The organism is Streptomyces sp. NPDC014894 (genome assembly GCF_043080985.1).
GTDB lineage: Bacteria > Actinomycetota > Actinomycetes > Streptomycetales > Streptomycetaceae > Streptomyces.
Genome location: NZ_JBIBWD010000005.1, coordinates 475,055 through 493,080, shown reverse-complemented (window position 1 = coordinate 493,080; position 18,026 = coordinate 475,055). Strand labels below are relative to the sequence as shown.

Genomic DNA, 18,026 nt, shown 5'->3' with positions numbered 1-18,026 from the left:
GTCACCATGAGCAGCCTGCGCGTGATCGGCGCGAACGGCGGCCCGGTCGGCGTGATCGGCGGGTGGGAGGTCTCGATGGAGCGGACTGCCGCACTGCGACTGGACGCGGAGTGGGCCCGGACGGGACCGGGCCGGGACGCGCTCCCGGCCCGCGAGCACGAACGGACGCTGCGCGATCTCATCGCCGCCCTCGCCCCGCACGCCCGGACCGACCTCCCCTGCGCCGCCCGGCTGGGCCTGCGGTACGCCGATCTCGCCCGGCACTGCTTCGACACGGGCCGCCGGACCGAGGCGCTGCTCGCGGCGCACGAGGCCGTACGGCGCTGCGCGGAGCCCGCGCGCCACGACCCGGAGCACGCCCGCTGGTACGCCGCGGCCCTGCTCGGCCAGTCCGTGTATCTCGCCGAACCGCTCCGGGACGAACTGGGCCTGCCCCGCTACGCCTTCCAGCCGGACGGCGACCGGCCGCCCGCCGCCGCCCGCGCGGACGGTCTCGCGGCGCTGGCCGCCGCGCGCCGGGCCGTCGGGGTCTGGGAGCGCCTGGGCGGCGCGGACCCGCGGGACCTGGAGGGGCTGGCGCGGGCCCACGCCTTCCTCGGGGACCGGCTGGAGGAGCTGGGCGACCCGGTGGAGTCGGCGGCCCGCGCCGCGGTGGCCGAAGGCCGTTTCCGGGAGCTGGACCCGGCGCCCGCCGGCCGTGACTCGCCGTACGCCGCGGCCCTGGAGCACCTCGGCGACCAGCTCGAACGGCGGCTGCGGCGCTGCCCCTTCCGGGGCGGGCTGACCCGGCTCCGGGCGGCGGGACAGCTGCCGGAGCGGCTGCTCCCGCTCGCGGTGGTGGCCGCGCGCGTCGAGGGGGTGGAGCCGGACGCGATCGCGCGGGGCCTCGGTCTGGAGCCCGCGGAGGCGCGGCGGATCCTGCGGGCGCGCTCCTGGCGGGCGGTGTGGCGGTTCGACGTCAGAGAGGTCCCGGGCGCGCCCTGGACCCCGATGGCCCGCCCCTGGCACGGCGCGGACGCGGTCACCGACCGGAGCGCGGCCCAGGTCGCGGCGGAGCTGACCGACGCGTTCCGCAACGCGCCGGGACGGCCGCCGGAGCCCGCGCACTGGCGGATCGCCGTGTGGTGGGAGGACGAGGACCAGGAAGCGGGCGCCCGCTTCCGCCGTACGCACGCCTCCGCCCGCCGGGACGACGGCGGGGCGGCGCGCCGGGCGGTCGAATCGCACCCCTAGTGAAAACATGCACAAGGCCCGGCCTACGATTGTTTCCGTGCAGACCCCCCTCGCTCTCATCGCCCAGCGCTGGACGCCCCGCCCCGAGACGGTCCGGCGCGCCGCGCTCTCGGCCGTCATGATGACCGTGCTGATCATCGTCACCGGCGGGGCCGTGCGACTGACCGGTTCCGGCCTCGGCTGCGACACCTGGCCCAAGTGCACGGACGACAGCCTCTTCGCCACCCCCGAGCAGGGGCTGCACGGCGCGATCGAGTTCGGCAACCGGATGCTGACCTATGTGCTGTCGGCGGCGGTCGGCTGGGCCATCATCGCCGCCCGCTCCACCAAGCCGCAGCGCCGCGGGCTGACCCGGCTCGGCTGGCTCCAGTTCTGGATCGTCATGGGCAACGCGGTCGTCGGCGGCATCACGGTCTGGGCCGGGCTCAACCCCTGGACCGTGGCCGGGCACTTCCTGCTCGCCAACGCGCTGCTCACGGTCGCCGTCATCACCTGGCACCGGGCGGGCGAGGGCGACGAGGCCCCGCGTCCGAGGGTGCCCCGGCCGGTCCGCAGGCTCTCCTGGGCGATCGTCGTGGCCTCCGTGGCGCTCATCGCGCTCGGCACGGGCGTGACCGGTTCGGGCAAGCACGCGGGCGACAGCAGCGATGTGCCGAGGATGCCGTGGGACTGGGCGGCCGCGGCCCAGGTGCACGCCGCCTCGGCCTGGCTGGTCTGCGCGCTCGCCGTCGCGATGTGGCTGGTGCTGCGGGTGGTGGACGCGCCGGACGACATCCGCGCACGGGCCCGCGAGCTGCTGATCGTGCTGCTGGCGCAGGGCGGGATCGGCTATCTCCAGTACTTCACCGGCGTCCCCGAGATCCTGGTCGGCGTCCATATGCTCGGTTCCGCGCTGATGTGGGTCGCCGTGGTGCGCCTCGCGCTGAGCCTGCGGGAGCGCCCGTACGCCCCGGCCCCGGCCCCCGCCCCGGCGGACCCGGTCCTCTCCAAGGCCTAGAGACACGCATCGCGAAGGGCCCCGGCGCACCGTGCCGGGGCCCTTCGCGATTCTCCGTCCGGCCGGCGGGGCCGGGCGTGTCGTGCCGCTGGTGTGCGTACCCGGGTGTGTCGTGCCGGTGGAGTGCGTACCCGGGCGTGTCGTACCGGTCGTCAGCCGCCGGAGCCGGGCGTGTCGTCCGCCGGGGCGGCGGGGGCGTTCGAGGGGCCGCCGAGCTGGATTCCGGCCATCCGGCTCCACTCGTACGGGCCGGTGCGGACCTTCGCGGCGAACTCCCCGTCGAAGGACTCGTGGACGGTGACGCCGGCCTTCTCGGCGGCGGCCGCCGCGACGGAGTGGTCGGGGGCGACCAGATCGCCCCAGGCCCCGTCCTCGCCGACGAGGACGATACGGGTGCCTGCCTGGCCGATGTACGCGAGCTGGGCTTCGGCTCCGCCGTGGGCGCGGGAGAAGGCGGTGATCTCCTTGGCGAGCCTGGCGGCCTTGCGCTCGGCGTGCGGGGTGATGGACATGGGGCGGATGCTACTCGCGGGTACCGGCGCACTGCCAGGGCGGCGGAACGTGGTCTCGGCCACTGGCCGGGACTCGCGCACGAGAGCGGGGAACACGCGCTCCGCCCCGGCGGTCCCGGGTGAGCGGGACCGCCGGGGCGGAGGGAGGACGTCGTACGGGCCGGTGTCCAGGAACGTCGTACGGGACCTACTTCAGGAAGGGGTCCACCGCGACGGCGACGAAGAGCAGGGAGACATAGGTGATGGACCAGTGGAAGAGCCGCATCTCCTTCAGCTTGGCCCCGGTGACGCCGGACTTGGCGCGGGCCTGCAGGGCGTGCGCCTCCCAGAGCCACCAGCCGCCCGTCGCCAGGGCGACGGCGGTGTAGAACCAGCCGGTGTACCCGAGCGGGGTGAGCAGCAGGGAGACCGCGACCATGACCCAGCTGTAGAGCACGATCTGGCGGGCCACCACCTTGTTGGAGGCGACCACCGGCAGCATCGGGACGCCCACCCGGGCGTAGTCCTCGCGCACCTTCATCGACAGCGGCCAGTAGTGCGGCGGCGTCCAGAAGAAGATGACGAGGAAGAGGATGAGCGCGGCCCAGGAGAGCGAGTTCGTGACCGCGGACCAGCCGATGAGGACCGGCATGCAGCCGGCGATGCCGCCCCAGACGATGTTCTGCGAGGTGCGCCGCTTCAGCAGCATCGTGTAGACGACGACGTAGAAGAGCAGCGCGCCGAGCGAGAGCCAGGCGGAGAGCCAGTTGACCAGCAGGCCGAACCAGAGGGTCGAGACGACCGCGAGGACGAGGCCGAAGACCAGTCCCTCGCGCGGCGAGACCATGCCGGTGACCAGCGGACGCTGTGATGTGCGGTCCATCAGCGCGTCGATGTCGCGGTCGATGTACATGTTGAGCGCGTTGGCCCCGCCCGCGGAGAGATATCCGCCGAAGCAGGTGATGAGCACCAACGTCAGATCGGGCACCCCTTGCGCGGCGAGGAACATCACCGGCACTGTGGTGATCAGCAGCAGCTCGATGATCCGCGGCTTGGTCAGCGCCACGAATGCCTTGACGCGGGCCCCGAACGGCCGGTTGCCCGGGCTCGTCCCGAGCACCCCCGCTGGACGGGATTCGACGGCCGTCACGTACACCCCTGACAGAGACTCCCAGCAAGCCCCGGGGCACCAGCGGACGTACCTGAAGGCCCGGCCATGACTTGCGCGTACGACGCCACTTTAGAGGCTGGCCGCTCGTCGCCCCGCACGGGGGTGGGGTCGTGTTGAGCCACCGCCCGTACCCGTCCTCGCCATCGCTTTTCGACAGGCCGTCGGTCACGTCGCGGGTAGGCTCGACAGCGCCCGGTGCTTCCGTGTCACCGGGGCATGACATGGAGACATGTGGAGAGGAGCCCTGACCCAGGGTGAGCACCAAGCCGACCACCGCAGACCTCGAGTGGACCGATCTGGACCAGCGGGCCGTCGATACCGCCCGCGTCCTGGCCATGGATTCCGTACAGAAGGTCGGCAACGGCCACCCCGGTACGGCCATGAGCCTGGCGCCCGCCGCCTACCTGCTGTTCCAGAAGGTGATGCGCCACGACCCCGCCGACGCGGACTGGACCGGGCGTGACCGGTTCGTCCTCTCCGCGGGCCACTCGTCGCTGACCCTCTACACCCAGCTGTACCTGGCCGGGTACGGGCTGGAGCTGGACGACCTCAAGGCGTTCCGCACCTGGGGCTCGAAGACCCCGGGGCACCCGGAGTACGGGCACACCACGGGCGTCGAGACGACGACCGGGCCGCTGGGCCAGGGTGTCGCCAACGCCGTGGGCATGGCGATGGCCGCCCGCTACGAGCGCGGTCTGTTCGACCCGGACGCCGCGCCGGGGACCTCCCCGTTCGACCACACGATCTGGGCCGTCGCCGGCGACGGCTGCCTCCAGGAGGGCATCTCCGCGGAGGCGTCCTCGCTGGCCGGGCACCAGAAGCTGGGCAATCTGGTCCTGCTGTGGGACGACAACCACATCTCGATCGAGGGCGACACGGAGACCGCGGTCTCCGAGGACACCCTGAAGCGTTACGAGGCGTACGGCTGGCACGTCCAGCGTGTCGAGCAGCAGGAGAACGGCGACCTGGACCCGGCGGCGCTGTACCGCGCGCTGCGCGCGGCCCAGGCCGAGACCGAGCGCCCGTCGTTCATCGCGGCCCGCTCGATCATCGCCTGGCCCGCCCCGCACGCGCAGAACACCGAGGCCGCGCACGGCTCGGCGCTGGGCGATGAGGAGGTCGCGGCCACCAAGCGCGTCCTGGGCTTCGACCCGGAGCAGTCCTTCGAGGTCTCCGCCGAGGTCATCGCGCACACCCGGGCCGCGCTGGACCGGGGCCGCGAGGTCAAGGGCGAGTGGGAGAAGACCTTCGCCGCCTGGCGCACGGCCAACCCGGAGCGCGCCGCCGACTTCGACCGGATCCGCGCGGGCGAGCTGCCGGCGGGCTGGGAGGAGAGGATCCCGGAGTTCGAGCCCGGCAAGGGCGTCGCCACCCGCGCCGCCTCGGGGAAGATCCTCCAGGCGCTGGGCGCGGTCGTGCCCGAGCTGTGGGGCGGCTCCGCCGACCTGGCCGGCTCGAACAACACGACGATCGACAAGACCTCGTCGTTCCTGCCGGTGGGCAATCCGCTGCCGGAGGCCGACCCGTACGGCCGCACGATCCACTACGGCATCCGTGAGCACTCGATGGCCGCCGTGATGAACGGCATCGCGCTGCACGGCAACACCCGGATCTACGGGGGCACCTTCCTGGTGTTCTCCGACTACATGCGCAACGCGGTGCGGCTGTCGGCGCTGATGCACCTGCCGGTGACCTATGTCTGGACGCACGACTCGATCGGTCTGGGCGAGGACGGTCCGACCCACCAGCCGGTGGAGCACCTGGCGTCGCTGCGCGCGATCCCGGGGCTGAACATCGTCCGTCCGGCGGACGCCAACGAGACCGCGATCGCCTGGCGCGAGATCCTGAAGCGGTACACGAAGGAGTTCGGCGTGGGCGCGCCGCACGGTCTGGCGCTGACCCGTCAGGGCGTGCCGACGTACGAGCGCAACGAGGACGCGGCCCGGGGCGGCTATGTGCTGTTCGAGGCCGAGGGCGGTGCGCCCGAGGCGGTGCTGATCGGCACCGGCTCCGAGGTGCAGCTCGCCGTGGAGGCGCGCGAGCGGCTTCAGGCGGCCGGGGTGCCCACCCGGGTGGTCTCCATGCCGTCGGTGGAGTGGTTCGAGGAGCAGGACCAGGCGTACAAGGACTCGGTGCTGCCCCCGTCGGTGCGGGCGCGGGTGGCGGTGGAGGCCGGTATCGGTCTCACCTGGCACCGTTTTGTGGGAGACGCGGGCCGCATCGTCTCGCTGGAGCACTTCGGGGCCTCGGCGGACGGCAAGGTGCTGTTCCGCGAGTTCGGATTCACCGCCGAGGCGGTTGCCGCCGCCGCGCGGGAATCTCTCGAAGCCGCCGCGCGCTGACGCGAGTACACGTACTAAGCAGGAGTTGCCATTCTTATGACTGACGTACTGAAGCGCCTCTCCGACGAAGGCGTCGCGATCTGGCTGGACGATCTCTCGCGCAAGCGGATCACGTCCGGCAATCTGGCCGAGCTGATCGACCAGCACGTGGTGGGTGTGACCACCAACCCGTCGATCTTCCAGAAGGCGATCAGCAGCGGTGACGGCTATGAGCAGCAGCTCACCGAGCTGGCCGCGCGGAAGGTGACCGTCGAGGAAGCCATTCGCATGATCACGACGGCGGACGTCCGGGACGCGGCCGACATTCTGCGGCCGGTCTTCGACGCCACCCAGGGCCAGGACGGCCGGGTCTCCATCGAGGTGGACCCGCGGCTGGCCCACGACACGACGGCGACGGTGGCCGAGGCCAAGCAGCTGGCCTGGCTGGTGGACCGCCCCAATACCCTGATCAAGATCCCGGCCACCGAGGCGGGTCTGCCGGCGATCACCGAGACCATCGGTCTCGGCATCAGCGTCAATGTGACGCTGATCTTCTCGCTGGAGCGCTACCGCGCGGTGATGGACGCCTACCTGGCCGGTCTGGAGAAGGCCAAGGAGCGCGGGCTCGACCTTTCGAAGATCCATTCGGTGGCGTCGTTCTTCGTCTCCCGGGTGGACACCGAGATCGACGCGCGCATCGACGCGCTGGGCACGCCGGAGGCCAGGGCCGCCCGCGGCAAGGCCGGTCTGGCCAACGCCCGGCTGGCGTACGAGGCGTACGAGGCGGTGTTCGGCTCCGCCGACGACGCGACCGCGGCCTCGGACCGCTGGGCGGTGCTGGACCGGGCGCGGGCCAACAAGCAGCGTCCGCTGTGGGCCTCCACCGGTGTGAAGGACAAGGCCTACAAGGACACGCTGTACGTGGACGACCTGGTCGCGCCGGGCACGGTGAACACCATGCCGGAGGCGACCATGGAGGCCGCCGCCGACCACGGGCAGATCACCGGTGACACGGTGCGCGGGACCTACGACCGGTCGCGGGCCGAGCTGAAGGCCGTGGAGCAGCTGGGGATCTCCTACGACGAGGTCGTCCAGCAGCTGGAGGACGAGGGCGTCGAGAAGTTCGAGTCCGCCTGGAACGACCTGCTCAAGTCGACCGAGGCGGAGCTGAAGCGCCTCGCCCCTTCGGAGGGCTGACCACCGTGTCCGGTATTGGCGAAGCCAATCCGCTTCGTGACGCCGCAGACCGACGGCTCCCGCGTATCGCGGGGCCGTCGGGCCTGGTCATCTTCGGCGTCACCGGCGACTTGTCTCGTAAGAAGCTGATGCCCGCCGTCTACGACCTGGCCAATCGCGGTCTGCTTCCGCCGGGTTTCTCGCTGGTCGGGTTCGCCCGCCGGGAGTGGCAGGACGAGGACTTCGCCCAGGAGGTCCACGACGCGGTCAAGGCGCACGCCCGTACCCCCTTCCGCGAGGAGGTCTGGCAGCAGCTCAACCAGGGGATGCGTTTCGTCCAGGGCGACTTCGACGACGACGACGCGTTCGAGACCCTGAAGAAGACCATCGCCGAGCTGGACCAGGCCCAGGGCACGGGGGGCAATTTCGCCTTCTACCTCTCGGTGCCGCCGAAGTTCTTCCCGCAGGTCGTCCAGCAGCTGAAGAAGCACGGGCTGGCCGATCAGAAGGAGGGCTCCTGGCGCCGGGCGGTCATCGAGAAGCCGTTCGGGCACGACCTGGTCTCCGCGATGGAGCTGAACCAGGTGGTGCACGAGGTCTTTCCCTCGAACGAGGTCTTCCGGATCGACCACTACCTGGGCAAGGAGACCGTCCAGAACATTCTGGCGCTGCGGTTCGCCAACACCCTCTTCGAGCCGATCTGGAACCGGTCGTACGTCGACCATGTACAGATCACCATGGCCGAGGACATCGGCATCGGCGGCCGGGCCGGGTACTACGACGGCATCGGCGCCGCCCGTGACGTGATCCAGAACCATCTCCTCCAGCTGCTGGCGCTGACCGCGATGGAGGAGCCCTCCTCCTTCGACGCGGACGCGCTCGCGGCGGAGAAGACCAAGGTGCTCGGCGCCGTGCGGCTGCCGAAGGACCTGGGCGAGAACACGGTCCGCGGGCAGTACGCGGCGGGGTGGCAGGGCGGCGAGAAGGCCGTCGGCTATCTCCAGGAGGACGGCATCGACCCCGCGTCGAAGACCGACACCTACGCGGCCGTGAAGCTGGAGATCGACAACCGGCGCTGGGCCGGGGTGCCCTTCTACCTCCGCACCGGCAAGCGGCTCGGCCGTCGGGTCACGGAGATCGCGGTGGTCTTCCAGCGCGCTCCGCACTCCCCCTTCGACCACACCGCCACCGAGGAGCTGGGCCAGAACGCGCTGGTCATCCGCGTCCAGCCGGACGAGGGCGTGACCCTGCGCTTCGGCTCCAAGGTGCCCGGCACCTCGATGGAGGTCCGGGACGTGTCGATGGACTTCGCCTACGGCGAGTCCTTCACGGAGTCCAGCCCGGAGGCGTACGAACGGCTCATCCTCGATGTGCTGCTCGGCGACTCCAACCTCTTCCCGAGGGTCGAGGAGGTCGAGCTGTCCTGGAAGATCCTCGACCCGATCGAGCAGTTCTGGGAGAAGAACGGCAAGCCCGCCCAGTACGCGTCGGGTACCTGGGGTCCGGTCGAGGCGGACGAAATGCTCGCACGAGACGGACGGAGCTGGCGGCGGCCATGAAGATCGACCTTACGGACACCACGTCCAGCAAGATCAACAAGGCGCTGGTGCAGGGGCGCCGGGCGATCGGCACCCCGGCCGTCGGCATGGTGCTGACCCTCGTCATCGTCACCGACGAGGAGAACGCCTACGACGCGCTCCGGGCCGCCAACGAGGCCTCGCGCGAGCACCCCTCGCGCACCCTCGTGGTGATCAAGCGGATCTCGCGCACCCCGCGCGCCCGGGCGCAGGCGCGCCTGGACGCCGAGGTGCGGGTGGGCGCGGAGGCCGGCACCGGCGAGACGGTGATCCTGCGGCTGTACGGCGAGGTCACCGAGCACGCCCAGTCGGTGGTCCTGCCGCTGCTGCTGCCCGACGCCCCCGTCGTGGTCTGGTGGCCGGTGAGCGCTCCGCTCGACCCGGCGAAGGACCCGCTGGGCGCGCTGGCCCAGCGCAGGGTGACCGACACCTACGCCTCGGAGCAGCCGATCCAGGAGCTGACCGCGCGCGCCGAGGCGTACACCCCCGGCGACACGGATCTGTCGTGGACCCGGATCACTCCCTGGCGTTCGATGCTCGCTGCCGCGCTCGACCAGGTGGCCTGCGAGGTCACCGCCGTCGAGGTGGAGGGCGAGGAGTTCAACCCGAGCGTGGAGCTGCTGGCCATGTGGCTGGCGGACCGGCTGAATGTGCCGGTCACCCGCGCGCTGTCGTCGGGGCCGGGGCTCACCGCCGTACGGATGGAGACCGACCACGGCTCGATCGTGCTGGACCGGGCGGACGGTTCGCTGGCGAATCTCTCCATCCAGGGTCAGCCGGACCGGGCGGTCGCGCTGAAGCGGCGGGAGACCGCCGAGCTGATCGCGGAGGAGCTGCGCCGGCTGGACCCGGACGACACCTACGCCTCGGCGCTCCGGTTCGGCGTCGACCGGCTGGGCGACGAGGGTCCGGCGGAGTGGGTGGCCACCCCGGCCCCTTCGGCCCAGCGGGCCGAACGGTCTCCGGAGGAGAAGGCTCCGGCCCAGAAGGCCCCGGCCGCCGCGAAGAAGGCCCCCGCCAAGAAGGCGGCGGCCAAGTGAGCGCTCCGCAGCTGGTCGTCCACCGCGACAAGGAGCTGATGGCGCAGGCCGCCGCGGCCCGTCTGATCACCAGGATCGTCGACGCCCAGGCCGCCCGCGGCTCCGCGTCGGTGGTGCTCACCGGCGGTCGCAACGGCAATGCCCTGCTGGCCGCGCTCGGGGCCGCTCCGGCCCGGGACGCGATCGACTGGCACCGTCTGGACCTGTGGTGGGGCGACGAGCGGTTCCTCCCCGAGGGGGACCCGGAGCGCAACGCGACCCAGGCCCACCGGGCGCTGCTCGACAGCGTCCCGGTGGACCCGTCCCGGGTGCACCCGATGGCTCCCTCGGACGGCGCGTACGGCAGTGACGTGGAGGCCGCGGCCGCCGCGTACGCCGCCGAGCTGGCCGCCGCCGCGGGTCCGGAGGACCACGGTCCGGTGCCCACGTTCGATGTGCTGATGCTGGGCGTCGGCCCGGACACCCATGTCGCCTCGCTCTTCCCGGAGCTGCCGGCGGTGCGGGAGACCGAGCGGACGGTGGTCGGGGTGCACGGCGCTCCGAAGCCCCCGCCGACGCGGATCTCGCTCACGCTCCCGGCGATCCGGGCGGCGCGCGAGGTGTGGCTGCTGGCGGCCGGTGAGGACAAGGCCGACGCGGTGGCGATGGCGCTGTCGGGCGCGGGCGAGATCCAGGCCCCGGCGGCCGGCGCGCGCGGTCGCGCCCGGACGCTGTGGCTGCTCGACGCGGCCGCGGCGGGCGAGCTGCCGCGCGATCTGTACCCTCCGGCGTCGGCCTAGCGGGAGGGCGGAGGCCCGGAGCGCCGATTTCGGCGGTCCGGGCCTCCGGCGTTTCCCGGGGCTTCGACGGGTACGCCGGGGAGGGCCGGGTCGGTCGCGGCGCGGCTCAGGAGCCCTCGGGCGCGGCGGGGTCGGAGCGGGGCTCGGGCCGGGGCTCCAGGAAGGGGCGCAGCAGGTCGGGGACGGCGTCCGCGGCGAAGTCGAGCCCTTCGTCGGCGTCCGCGTCGTACACCGAGTACGCCCCGGATCCGGCCGCCGTCGTCGCGGTCAGGGTGAGCACCCGGGCCCGCCGCTGGAAGACGGACTGTCTGACGACCCAGCCGATCACCCCGGTGCGCTGGAGCGCCACGGTGGAGCGGCGTGCGGTGCCGGAACGGGCCACGAGGTAGTCGCCGCTGAGCGTGTGGCCGAGGCTGCGGTAGGCGTCGAGGCCGAGCAGCAGCGCGACCGGGGTCGCCGCCGCCGTCCAGCCGAGGGCGATGTACAGCAGCACCGGGGTCAGCCAGAGGCCCAGCGCGACGAGCACGGCGAGCGGCCCGAGGACGGCCGCCGCCGCCCAGCGCAGCCGGCGGGAGCGGGCGGCGGCCGGGTGCGGGGTCAGCGGGGCGTTCGTGGGGCTGAGGGGCTCGCGCAGCACCCGTGCGGCCACCGCGTCGGCGTGGGCGCGGGGCGCGGGCGGCAGCAGGATCTGGAGGTCGGCGTGCTGGTCCTGGCCGTCCCGGCCGATGCCGGTGGCGACGGCGTCGACCCGGGCGGCGCCCGCCAGCCGTACCCCGAGCGGTTCGACCAGTTCGACGCCGCGCAGCCGGCGCTCCTCGACCGATATCGAGCGCACGGTGAACAGCCCGCGCCGTACCCGCAGGGTGCCGCCGGGTTCGCGCTCCAGCCGGTGGTTCCACCACATCTCTACCCAGAGGCCGAGCGAGCCGACGACGCCCGCGACGGCGGCGGCCGCCGCCAGCACCAGGACCATCACGGTGACGGAGGTGTCCCGGAAGCGGTCGCCGATCCAGACGATCAGCTCGTGCTGCACCCCGAACCAGTCGCTGATCTGCATCACGGCCCCGGCCGCGGCGCCGCCGAGGAGGGGGGCGACGAAGGAGAGCGGGGCGTACCGTATCCAGCGCAGATCGATCACGGCGAGGACGCCCTCGCGGTGGACGCCGGGTCCGGCGGGGGCGGCGCGGCCGAGGAGTTCGGCGCGCAACCGTTCGCCCTCGGCGCGGGAGACCGGGTCGAGGACGAGGGTGGACTCCCGGGCGGCGGCCTGCTCCCCGGTGCCGATCCGGACCTTCACCAGGCCGAGGACGCGCAGCAGCGGGTTGGCGGTGAGGTCGACGGTGCGGACGCGTTCGCGGGCGAGGGAGCGGCGTTTGGCGAAGAGCAGCCCGGTGTGGAGTTCGACGCGGTCGGGTCCGACGCGGTAGCGGGTCTTCAGCCAGCTGACGTACTCGGCGGCGACCGGGACCAGGACGAGCAGGGCGGCGCCGCCGAGCAGCAACAGCAGTCCGGCGCCCTGCCGGGCCCGGGGGCCCGGCCATTCGCCGCCGGAGAGCCCGAGCAGGATGGGGAGGCAGAGGCCGGCGGCGACGGAGCCCATCACGAGGCCGGTGACCAGGAGGGCCTTGCGGTCTATCCGCCGCCAGCCGTCGCCGGGAGAGCCGGGCACGGACCCGGACCCGGCCTCGGCCTCGGGCCCGGCCTCGGGCCCGGCGGGCCCTGGCTCGACGGATCCGGCCCCGGCGGGCGCGGGCTCGACAGGCGCAGGCACGGGCACGGGCACAGGCACAGGCACGGATTCGGATTCGGCCGGCACGGCCACGGCCCCCGGCTCCGCGTCCCCGGCGGCGCTCATGTCGCGTCCCCCGGGGTCGCCTGCGTGATCCGGGTCAGACGCCGGGCCAGCTCCGCGGCCTCTTCGTGGTCCAGGCCCTCGATCGTGATCGCGCCCTTGGAGGAGGCGGTGGTGACGGTGACGGTGGCCAGTCCGTACGAGCGCTCCAGCGGGCCGCGCAGGGTGTCCACGGTCTGGATCCGGGACATCGGGGCGATCCGCCACTCCTGCCAGAACGCCCCGGTGCGGACGTAGACCGCCTCGTCGGTGGTCTCCCACCGGTGCACCCGATAGCGCCAGGCCGGGACGACGGCGGCCTCCAGCAGCCCCAGCACGGCCGCCGAGGCCGCAGCGGCCAGCAGCCAGAACCGGGCGGGCCCGATCAGCGCGCCGAGCACGCCGAGCACGCCCGCGACCGTGCCGGTGGCGATCAGCGCCCGCGTCCGCCACCAGCTCACCACCCGCCGGTCCAGCGGATTGCCCGGCGGCCGCAGCCGTACCGTCCCCTCCCCCGCGCTCATCTGCTCAGCGCCCTCTCAGCGTGCGGTAGGCGGCGGTGAGCGCCGCGGTCGAGCTGTCGAGCCCCTCGGGCCCGGCGGATCCGGTCAGGACCGGCTCGATCTTCTTGGCGAGCACCTTGCCCAGCTCGACGCCCCACTGGTCGAAGGAGTCGATGTTCCAGATCGCGCCCTGGACGAACACCTTGTGCTCGTAGAGCGCGATCAGCTGGCCGAGCACCGAGGGCGTCAGCTCGTCGGCGAGGATCGTGGTGGTGGGGTGGTTGCCCTCGAAGGTCTTGTGCGGCACCAGCTCCTCGGCCACGCCCTCCGCCCGGACCTCGTCGGGCGTCTTGCCGAAGGCGAGCGCCTGCGTCTGGGCGAAGAAGTTGGCCATCAGCAGATCGTGCTGGGCGACCAGCCGTTCCGGCAGATCGGCGACCGGGCGGGCGAAGCCGATGAAGTCGGCGGGGATGACCTTGGTGCCCTGGTGGATCAATTGGTAGTACGCGTGCTGTCCGTTGGTGCCGGGGGTGCCCCACACCACCGGTCCGGTCTGCCAGTCGACCCGGTTGCCGTCGCGGTCCACGGACTTGCCGTTGGACTCCATGTCGAGCTGCTGGAGATAGGCGGTGAACTTGCTCAGATAGTGGGAGTACGGCAGCACCGCGTGCGACTGGGCGTCGAAGAACGCGCCGTACCAGACGCCCAGCAGACCGAGCAGCAGCGGAGCGTTGGCCTCCGCCGGGGCGGTGCGGAAGTGCTCGTCCACCAGGTGGAAGCCGTCGAGCATCTCCCGGAAGCGCTCCGGACCGATCGCGATCATGAGCGAGAGGCCGATGGCGGAGTCGTACGAGTAGCGCCCGCCGACCCAGTCCCAGAACTCGAACATGTTGGCCGTGTCGATGCCGAAGTCCTCGACCTTGCCGGCGTTGGTCGACAGCGCCACGAAGTGCCGGGCCACGGCCTCCTGGCCGGCGCCGAGGCCGGTGAGGAGCCAGTCGCGGGCGGAGGTGGCGTTGGTGATGGTCTCGATGGTGGTGAAGGTCTTGGAGGCGACGATGAAGAGCGTCTCGGCCGGGTCCAGATCCCGTACCGCCTCGTGGAGATCGGCGCCGTCGACGTTGGAGACGAAACGGAGGACGAGGTCCCGCGCGGTGTAGGGGCGGAGCACCTCGTACGCCATCGCCGGTCCGAGGTCGGAGCCGCCGATGCCGATGTTGACGATGTTCCGGATCCGCCGGCCGGTGTGGCCGGTCCACTCGCCGGCGCGGACCTTCTCGGCGAAGACGGCCATCCGGTCGAGCACGGCGTGCACGCCGGGCACCACGTTCTCGCCGTCGGTCTCGATCACGGCGTCCCGGGGGGCGCGCAGCGCGGTGTGCAGTACGGCGCGGTCCTCGGTGGTGTTGATCTTCTCGCCGCGGAACATCGCGTCCCGCAGCCCGGCGACGTCGGTCGCGGCGGCGAGGTCGCGCAGCAGGGTCAGCGTCTCGTCGGTGACCAGGTGCTTGGAGTAGTCGAGGCGCAGATCGCCGACGCGCAGGGTGTAGGCGTTTCCGCGGTCCGCGTCGGCGGCGAACAGCTCGCGCAGCCGGGTCTGCCCCAGTCGCTCGCGGTGCTCGCCGAGCGCGGTCCACTCGGGCGTCTGGTCAAGGCGCTTACGGCCACTTGCGTTCACTGGGACATCAGCTCGCTTCTTCTCGTACCAGGCTGCGTTCTCGCCTTCTCCAACCTAATTGATCAGACCGGTCGGCGCGGTGAACACGAAGGGGCGTCGGCTATGAGCGAAGCGGGAATATCAGACGTGTGCGCGAGTGCCGTGCCCGGTGCGCGGAACACGGCGCGAAAAGAGCGCGCGCGGACGTGAAAAAGTCCGGCCGGGACACTCGAAAGTGCCCCGGCCGGACCTCAAGTCCTAGATCTCGCCCCGCAGTTTGGCAAGCGCCTCGGCGAGAATCGCCTCGCCGTCCGCGTCGCTGCGCCGCTCTCGTACATAGGCGAGATGCGTCTTGTACGGTTCCGTGCGGGGCGGGTCCGGGGGATTGTCCCGGTCCTGTCCGGCCGGGAACCCACAGCGGGGGCAGTCCCAGGTGTCAGGGACCTGCGCGTCGCTGGCGAAGCTCGGCTGTGTCTCGTGCCCGTTGGAGCACCAGAAGGAGATGCGCAGCCGGGGCGCGGACTCGCCGCGCTCGGCCTCGCCCATCGGCCCCGCCCCGACCCGGCTTCCCCGGATCGCGTTGCCACTTGCCACGGTCGTAACTCCCTGCGTGATGGTGCTGTACAGCGTCTCACAGCGGCTGCGCCGCGGTGCCTCAGTCTACGTAAGGCCCAACGCTCGTCCAGGGATTGGAGTTACATACCAGCCCGGACGGGAAAGCCTGTGGGTCAGCTGTCCAGCTTCATCAGCAGACCAAGTACGACAATGCATGCGAACCACAGCAGACCGACCACCACGGTGATCCGGTCGAGATTGCGCTCGGCGACCGAGGAGCCGCCGACGGACGACTGCATACCGCCGCCGAACATGTCGGAGAGGCCGCCGCCCTTTCCCTTGTGCATCAGCACCAGCAGCATCAGCAGCAGGCTGAAGACGATCAGGGCGATCGAGAACCCCATAACCACGGCTGGACCCTACTTCCTGGCAAATCTCTTGGAACATCTACGGACGACGGGGGCCCGGGCTCGGTGAAAAGCCTCAGGCCCCCGCAAGGGTACGACGGATCCGCGCTACGGCATACTCACCGGCCGCGAAAGCCCCTCACTGAGCGTGCTCAGCCGTCGTGCGGGGGCGTGGTCCGAGCCCGCTCGGGCGGGGCGGGCACGCACTGAGCGTGTTCGCCCCGCCGTCGCTCACTGGTCGCGGAAGCGGACGATCTTGACGAACTCGTCGGAGTCCAGCGCCGCGCCGCCCACCAGGGCGCCGTCCACATCGGGCTGCGCCATGATCGCGGCGACGTTCCCGGACTTGACCGAGCCGCCGTACTGGATGCGGACCTTGTCGGCCAGCTCCTGCGAGTACAGCTCGGCGAGCCGGCCGCGGATCGCGCCGCAGACCTCCTGGGCGTCCTCGGGCGTGGCGACCTCGCCGGTGCCGATGGCCCAGACCGGCTCGTACGCGATCACGACGGTCTCGGCCTGCTCGGCCGGGACGTCCTGGAGACCGCCGTCGAGCTGGGCGAGGGTGTGCTGCACCTGCTGTCCGGCCTTGCGGACGTCCAGGCCCTCGCCGACGCAGAGGATGGGGGTGATGCCGTGCCGGAACGCGGCCTTCACCTTGGCGTTGCAGATCTCGTCCGTCTCGGCGTGGTACTGCCGGCGCTCGGAGTGGCCGACCGCGACGTACGCGCACTTGAGCTTGGCGAGCATCGAGCCGGAGATCTCCCCGGTGTACGCGCCGGAGTCCTGCGCCGAGATGTCCTGGGCGCCGTACTTGATCTTCAGCTTGTCGCCGTCGACCAGGGTCTGCACGGAGCGCAGATCGGTGAAGGGCGGCAGGACGGCGACCTCGACGGCCTCGTAGTCCTTGTCCGCCAGGGCGAAGGCGAGCTTCTGGACATGGGCGATGGCCTCAAGGTGATTGAGGTTCATCTTCCAGTTGCCCGCCATGAGCGGGGTGCGAGTGGTCATGAAAGTGTCAGTCCTCCAGTGCGGCGAGCCCGGGAAGCGTCTTGCCCTCGAGGTATTCGAGGCTTGCGCCGCCGCCGGTCGAAATATGGCCGAATGCCTTCTCGTCGAAGCCCAGGATCCGCACCGCGGCGGCGGAGTCTCCGCCGCCGACGACGGTGAAGGCCGGGGATTCGACGAGCGCCTGGGCGACGGCCTTGGTGCCCTCGGCGTAGTCGGGGTGCTCGAAGACGCCCATCGGGCCGTTCCAGAAGACGGTGGCCGTGTCGGCGAGCTTCGAGGCGTAGAGCTTGCAGGTCTCGGGGCCGATGTCCAGCCCCTGCCGGTCGGCCGGGATGGCGTCCACGGCGACCGCGGCCGGGTGGGCCGGGGCCTTGGTCCTCAGATCCGGGAAGTCGGCGGCGACCAGGACGTCGACGGGCAGGACGAACTCCACACCCTTCTTCTCGGCACGCGCCAGGTACTCCTTGACGACCGGGATCTGGTCCTCCTGGAGCAGCGAGCGGCCGATCTCGTGGCCCTGCGCCTTGAGGAAGGTGTACGCCATGCCGCCGCCGATCAGGATGCGGTCGGCGCGGTCCAGCAGATGGTCGATGACGCCGAGCTTGTCGGAGACCTTGGCGCCGCCGAGGACGACGGCGTAGGGCCGCCGGACGTCGTCGGTGAGCTTCTTCAGCACGCCGACCTCGGTCGCGATCAGATACCCGGCCGCGTGCGGCAGCCGGGCGGGGAGGTCGTACACGGAGGCGTGCTTGCGGTGCACCGCGCCGAAGCCGTCGCCCACGTAGACGTCGGCGAGGGCGGCCAGCCGGTCGGCGAAGTCGGCGCGCTCGGCGTCGTCCTTGCTGGTCTCGCCCGGGTTGAAGCGGAGGTTCTCGATCACCGCGACCCGGCCGTCGGCGAGGCCGTCGACCACGGAGCGGGCCGACTCGCCGACGGTGTCGGTGGCGAAGGCGACCTCGGCGCCGAGCAGCTCGCCGAGCCGCGCGGCGGCGGGGGCGAGCGAGAAGGCCGGGTCCGGGGCGCCCTTGGGGCGGCCCAGATGGGAGGCGACGATGACGCGGGCGCCCGCCTCGGCGAGCTTCGCGACGGTCGGCACGACGGCGCGGATACGGCCGTCGTCGGTGATGACGGTGCCGTCGAGCGGCACATTGAGGTCGGCGCGGACGAATACCCGCCGGCCCGCTACTCCCTCGGCAAGAAGCTGGTCGATCGTCTTCATGGACGGGACTCCTCGGATGGCTGGACGTGCCACAGGGCCCGAACCGCGCTGCCGTGCGCCG

The 18,026-nt window shown here is 71.9% G+C and carries 16 protein-coding genes; 7 read left to right on the top strand and 9 right to left on the bottom strand.

Annotated elements, in window-relative coordinates; translation table 11 throughout:
• Positions 1-6: 6 nt before the first annotated feature.
• Positions 7-1,233: a hypothetical protein gene (locus ACF089_RS15770; protein WP_392026379.1), complete on the top strand. Its 1,227-nt coding sequence runs from the start codon at positions 7-9 to the stop codon at positions 1,231-1,233.
• Positions 1,234-1,240: 7 nt separating this feature from the next.
• Entirely contained in the window at positions 1,241-2,230 is a 990-nt protein-coding gene (locus ACF089_RS15765) for a heme A synthase (protein WP_392026377.1), read from the top strand.
• A 152-nt stretch (positions 2,231-2,382) separates the two neighbouring features.
• On the opposite strand, the gene ACF089_RS15760 is transcribed toward ACF089_RS15765, so the two are convergent.
• Both ACF089_RS15760 and ACF089_RS15755 read right to left on the bottom strand, forming a co-directional pair.
• A complete protein-coding gene (locus ACF089_RS15760; protein WP_392026375.1) occupies positions 2,383-2,742 on the bottom strand; it encodes a hypothetical protein in 360 nt (119 codons plus the stop codon).
• Between the two features lie 187 nt (positions 2,743-2,929).
• Positions 2,930-3,877: a heme o synthase gene (locus ACF089_RS15755; protein ID WP_392026374.1), complete on the bottom strand. Its 948-nt coding sequence runs from the start codon at positions 3,875-3,877 to the stop codon at positions 2,930-2,932.
• Between the two features lie 269 nt (positions 3,878-4,146).
• Here ACF089_RS15755 and tkt point away from each other — a divergent pair, with 269 nt between their 5' ends.
• From tkt to pgl, 5 genes are read left to right on the top strand one after another with little or no spacing between them, the layout of a single operon-like run.
• On the top strand, positions 4,147-6,234 hold the full coding sequence (tkt, locus tag ACF089_RS15750; RefSeq protein WP_392026373.1) for a transketolase: 2,088 nt from the start codon (positions 4,147-4,149) through the stop codon (positions 6,232-6,234).
• A gap of 36 nt (positions 6,235-6,270) precedes the next feature.
• Positions 6,271-7,410 carry a transaldolase gene (gene tal, locus ACF089_RS15745; protein ID WP_392026372.1) on the top strand — a complete coding sequence of 380 codons (1,140 nt, stop codon included), beginning with the start codon at positions 6,271-6,273 and terminating at the stop codon, positions 7,408-7,410.
• Between the two features lie 14 nt (positions 7,411-7,424).
• Positions 7,425-8,948, top strand: a complete 1,524-nt coding sequence (zwf, locus tag ACF089_RS15740; protein WP_392026478.1) for a glucose-6-phosphate dehydrogenase — start codon at positions 7,425-7,427, stop codon at positions 8,946-8,948.
• Positions 8,945-10,006, top strand: a complete 1,062-nt coding sequence (opcA, locus tag ACF089_RS15735) for a glucose-6-phosphate dehydrogenase assembly protein OpcA (protein WP_392026370.1) — start codon at positions 8,945-8,947, stop codon at positions 10,004-10,006. Before zwf ends, opcA begins: the two co-directional genes overlap by 4 nt.
• Entirely contained in the window at positions 10,003-10,785 is a 783-nt protein-coding gene (gene pgl / locus ACF089_RS15730) for a 6-phosphogluconolactonase (protein ID WP_392026369.1), read from the top strand. Before opcA ends, pgl begins: the two co-directional genes overlap by 4 nt.
• A gap of 106 nt (positions 10,786-10,891) precedes the next feature.
• Here pgl and ACF089_RS15725 read toward each other — a convergent pair whose 3' ends face one another.
• From ACF089_RS15725 to ACF089_RS15695, 7 genes are all read right to left on the bottom strand, one after another.
• On the bottom strand, positions 10,892-12,454 hold the full coding sequence (locus ACF089_RS15725) for a PH domain-containing protein (RefSeq protein WP_392026476.1): 1,563 nt from the start codon (positions 12,452-12,454) through the stop codon (positions 10,892-10,894).
• A 182-nt stretch (positions 12,455-12,636) separates the two neighbouring features.
• Complete coding sequence (locus tag ACF089_RS15720) at positions 12,637-13,140, bottom strand: PH domain-containing protein (protein WP_392026368.1); 504 nt, start codon at positions 13,138-13,140, stop codon at positions 12,637-12,639.
• 4 nt (positions 13,141-13,144) lie between these two features.
• Complete coding sequence (gene pgi, locus ACF089_RS15715) at positions 13,145-14,797, bottom strand: glucose-6-phosphate isomerase (protein WP_392026366.1); 1,653 nt, start codon at positions 14,795-14,797, stop codon at positions 13,145-13,147.
• Between the two features lie 237 nt (positions 14,798-15,034).
• Positions 15,035-15,370, bottom strand: coding sequence for an RNA polymerase-binding protein RbpA (locus ACF089_RS15710; protein WP_003957010.1), 336 nt, complete (start codon positions 15,368-15,370; stop codon positions 15,035-15,037).
• 134 nt (positions 15,371-15,504) lie between these two features.
• Positions 15,505-15,735 (bottom strand): preprotein translocase subunit SecG, encoded by a 231-nt coding sequence (secG, locus tag ACF089_RS15705; RefSeq protein WP_018848634.1) that lies wholly within the window; start codon positions 15,733-15,735, stop codon positions 15,505-15,507.
• Between the two features lie 234 nt (positions 15,736-15,969).
• Entirely contained in the window at positions 15,970-16,746 is a 777-nt protein-coding gene (tpiA, locus tag ACF089_RS15700; protein ID WP_392026365.1) for a triose-phosphate isomerase, read from the bottom strand.
• A 7-nt stretch (positions 16,747-16,753) separates the two neighbouring features.
• Positions 16,754-17,965: a phosphoglycerate kinase gene (locus ACF089_RS15695; RefSeq protein WP_392026363.1), complete on the bottom strand. Its 1,212-nt coding sequence runs from the start codon at positions 17,963-17,965 to the stop codon at positions 16,754-16,756.
• Positions 17,966-18,026 lie beyond the last annotated feature (61 nt).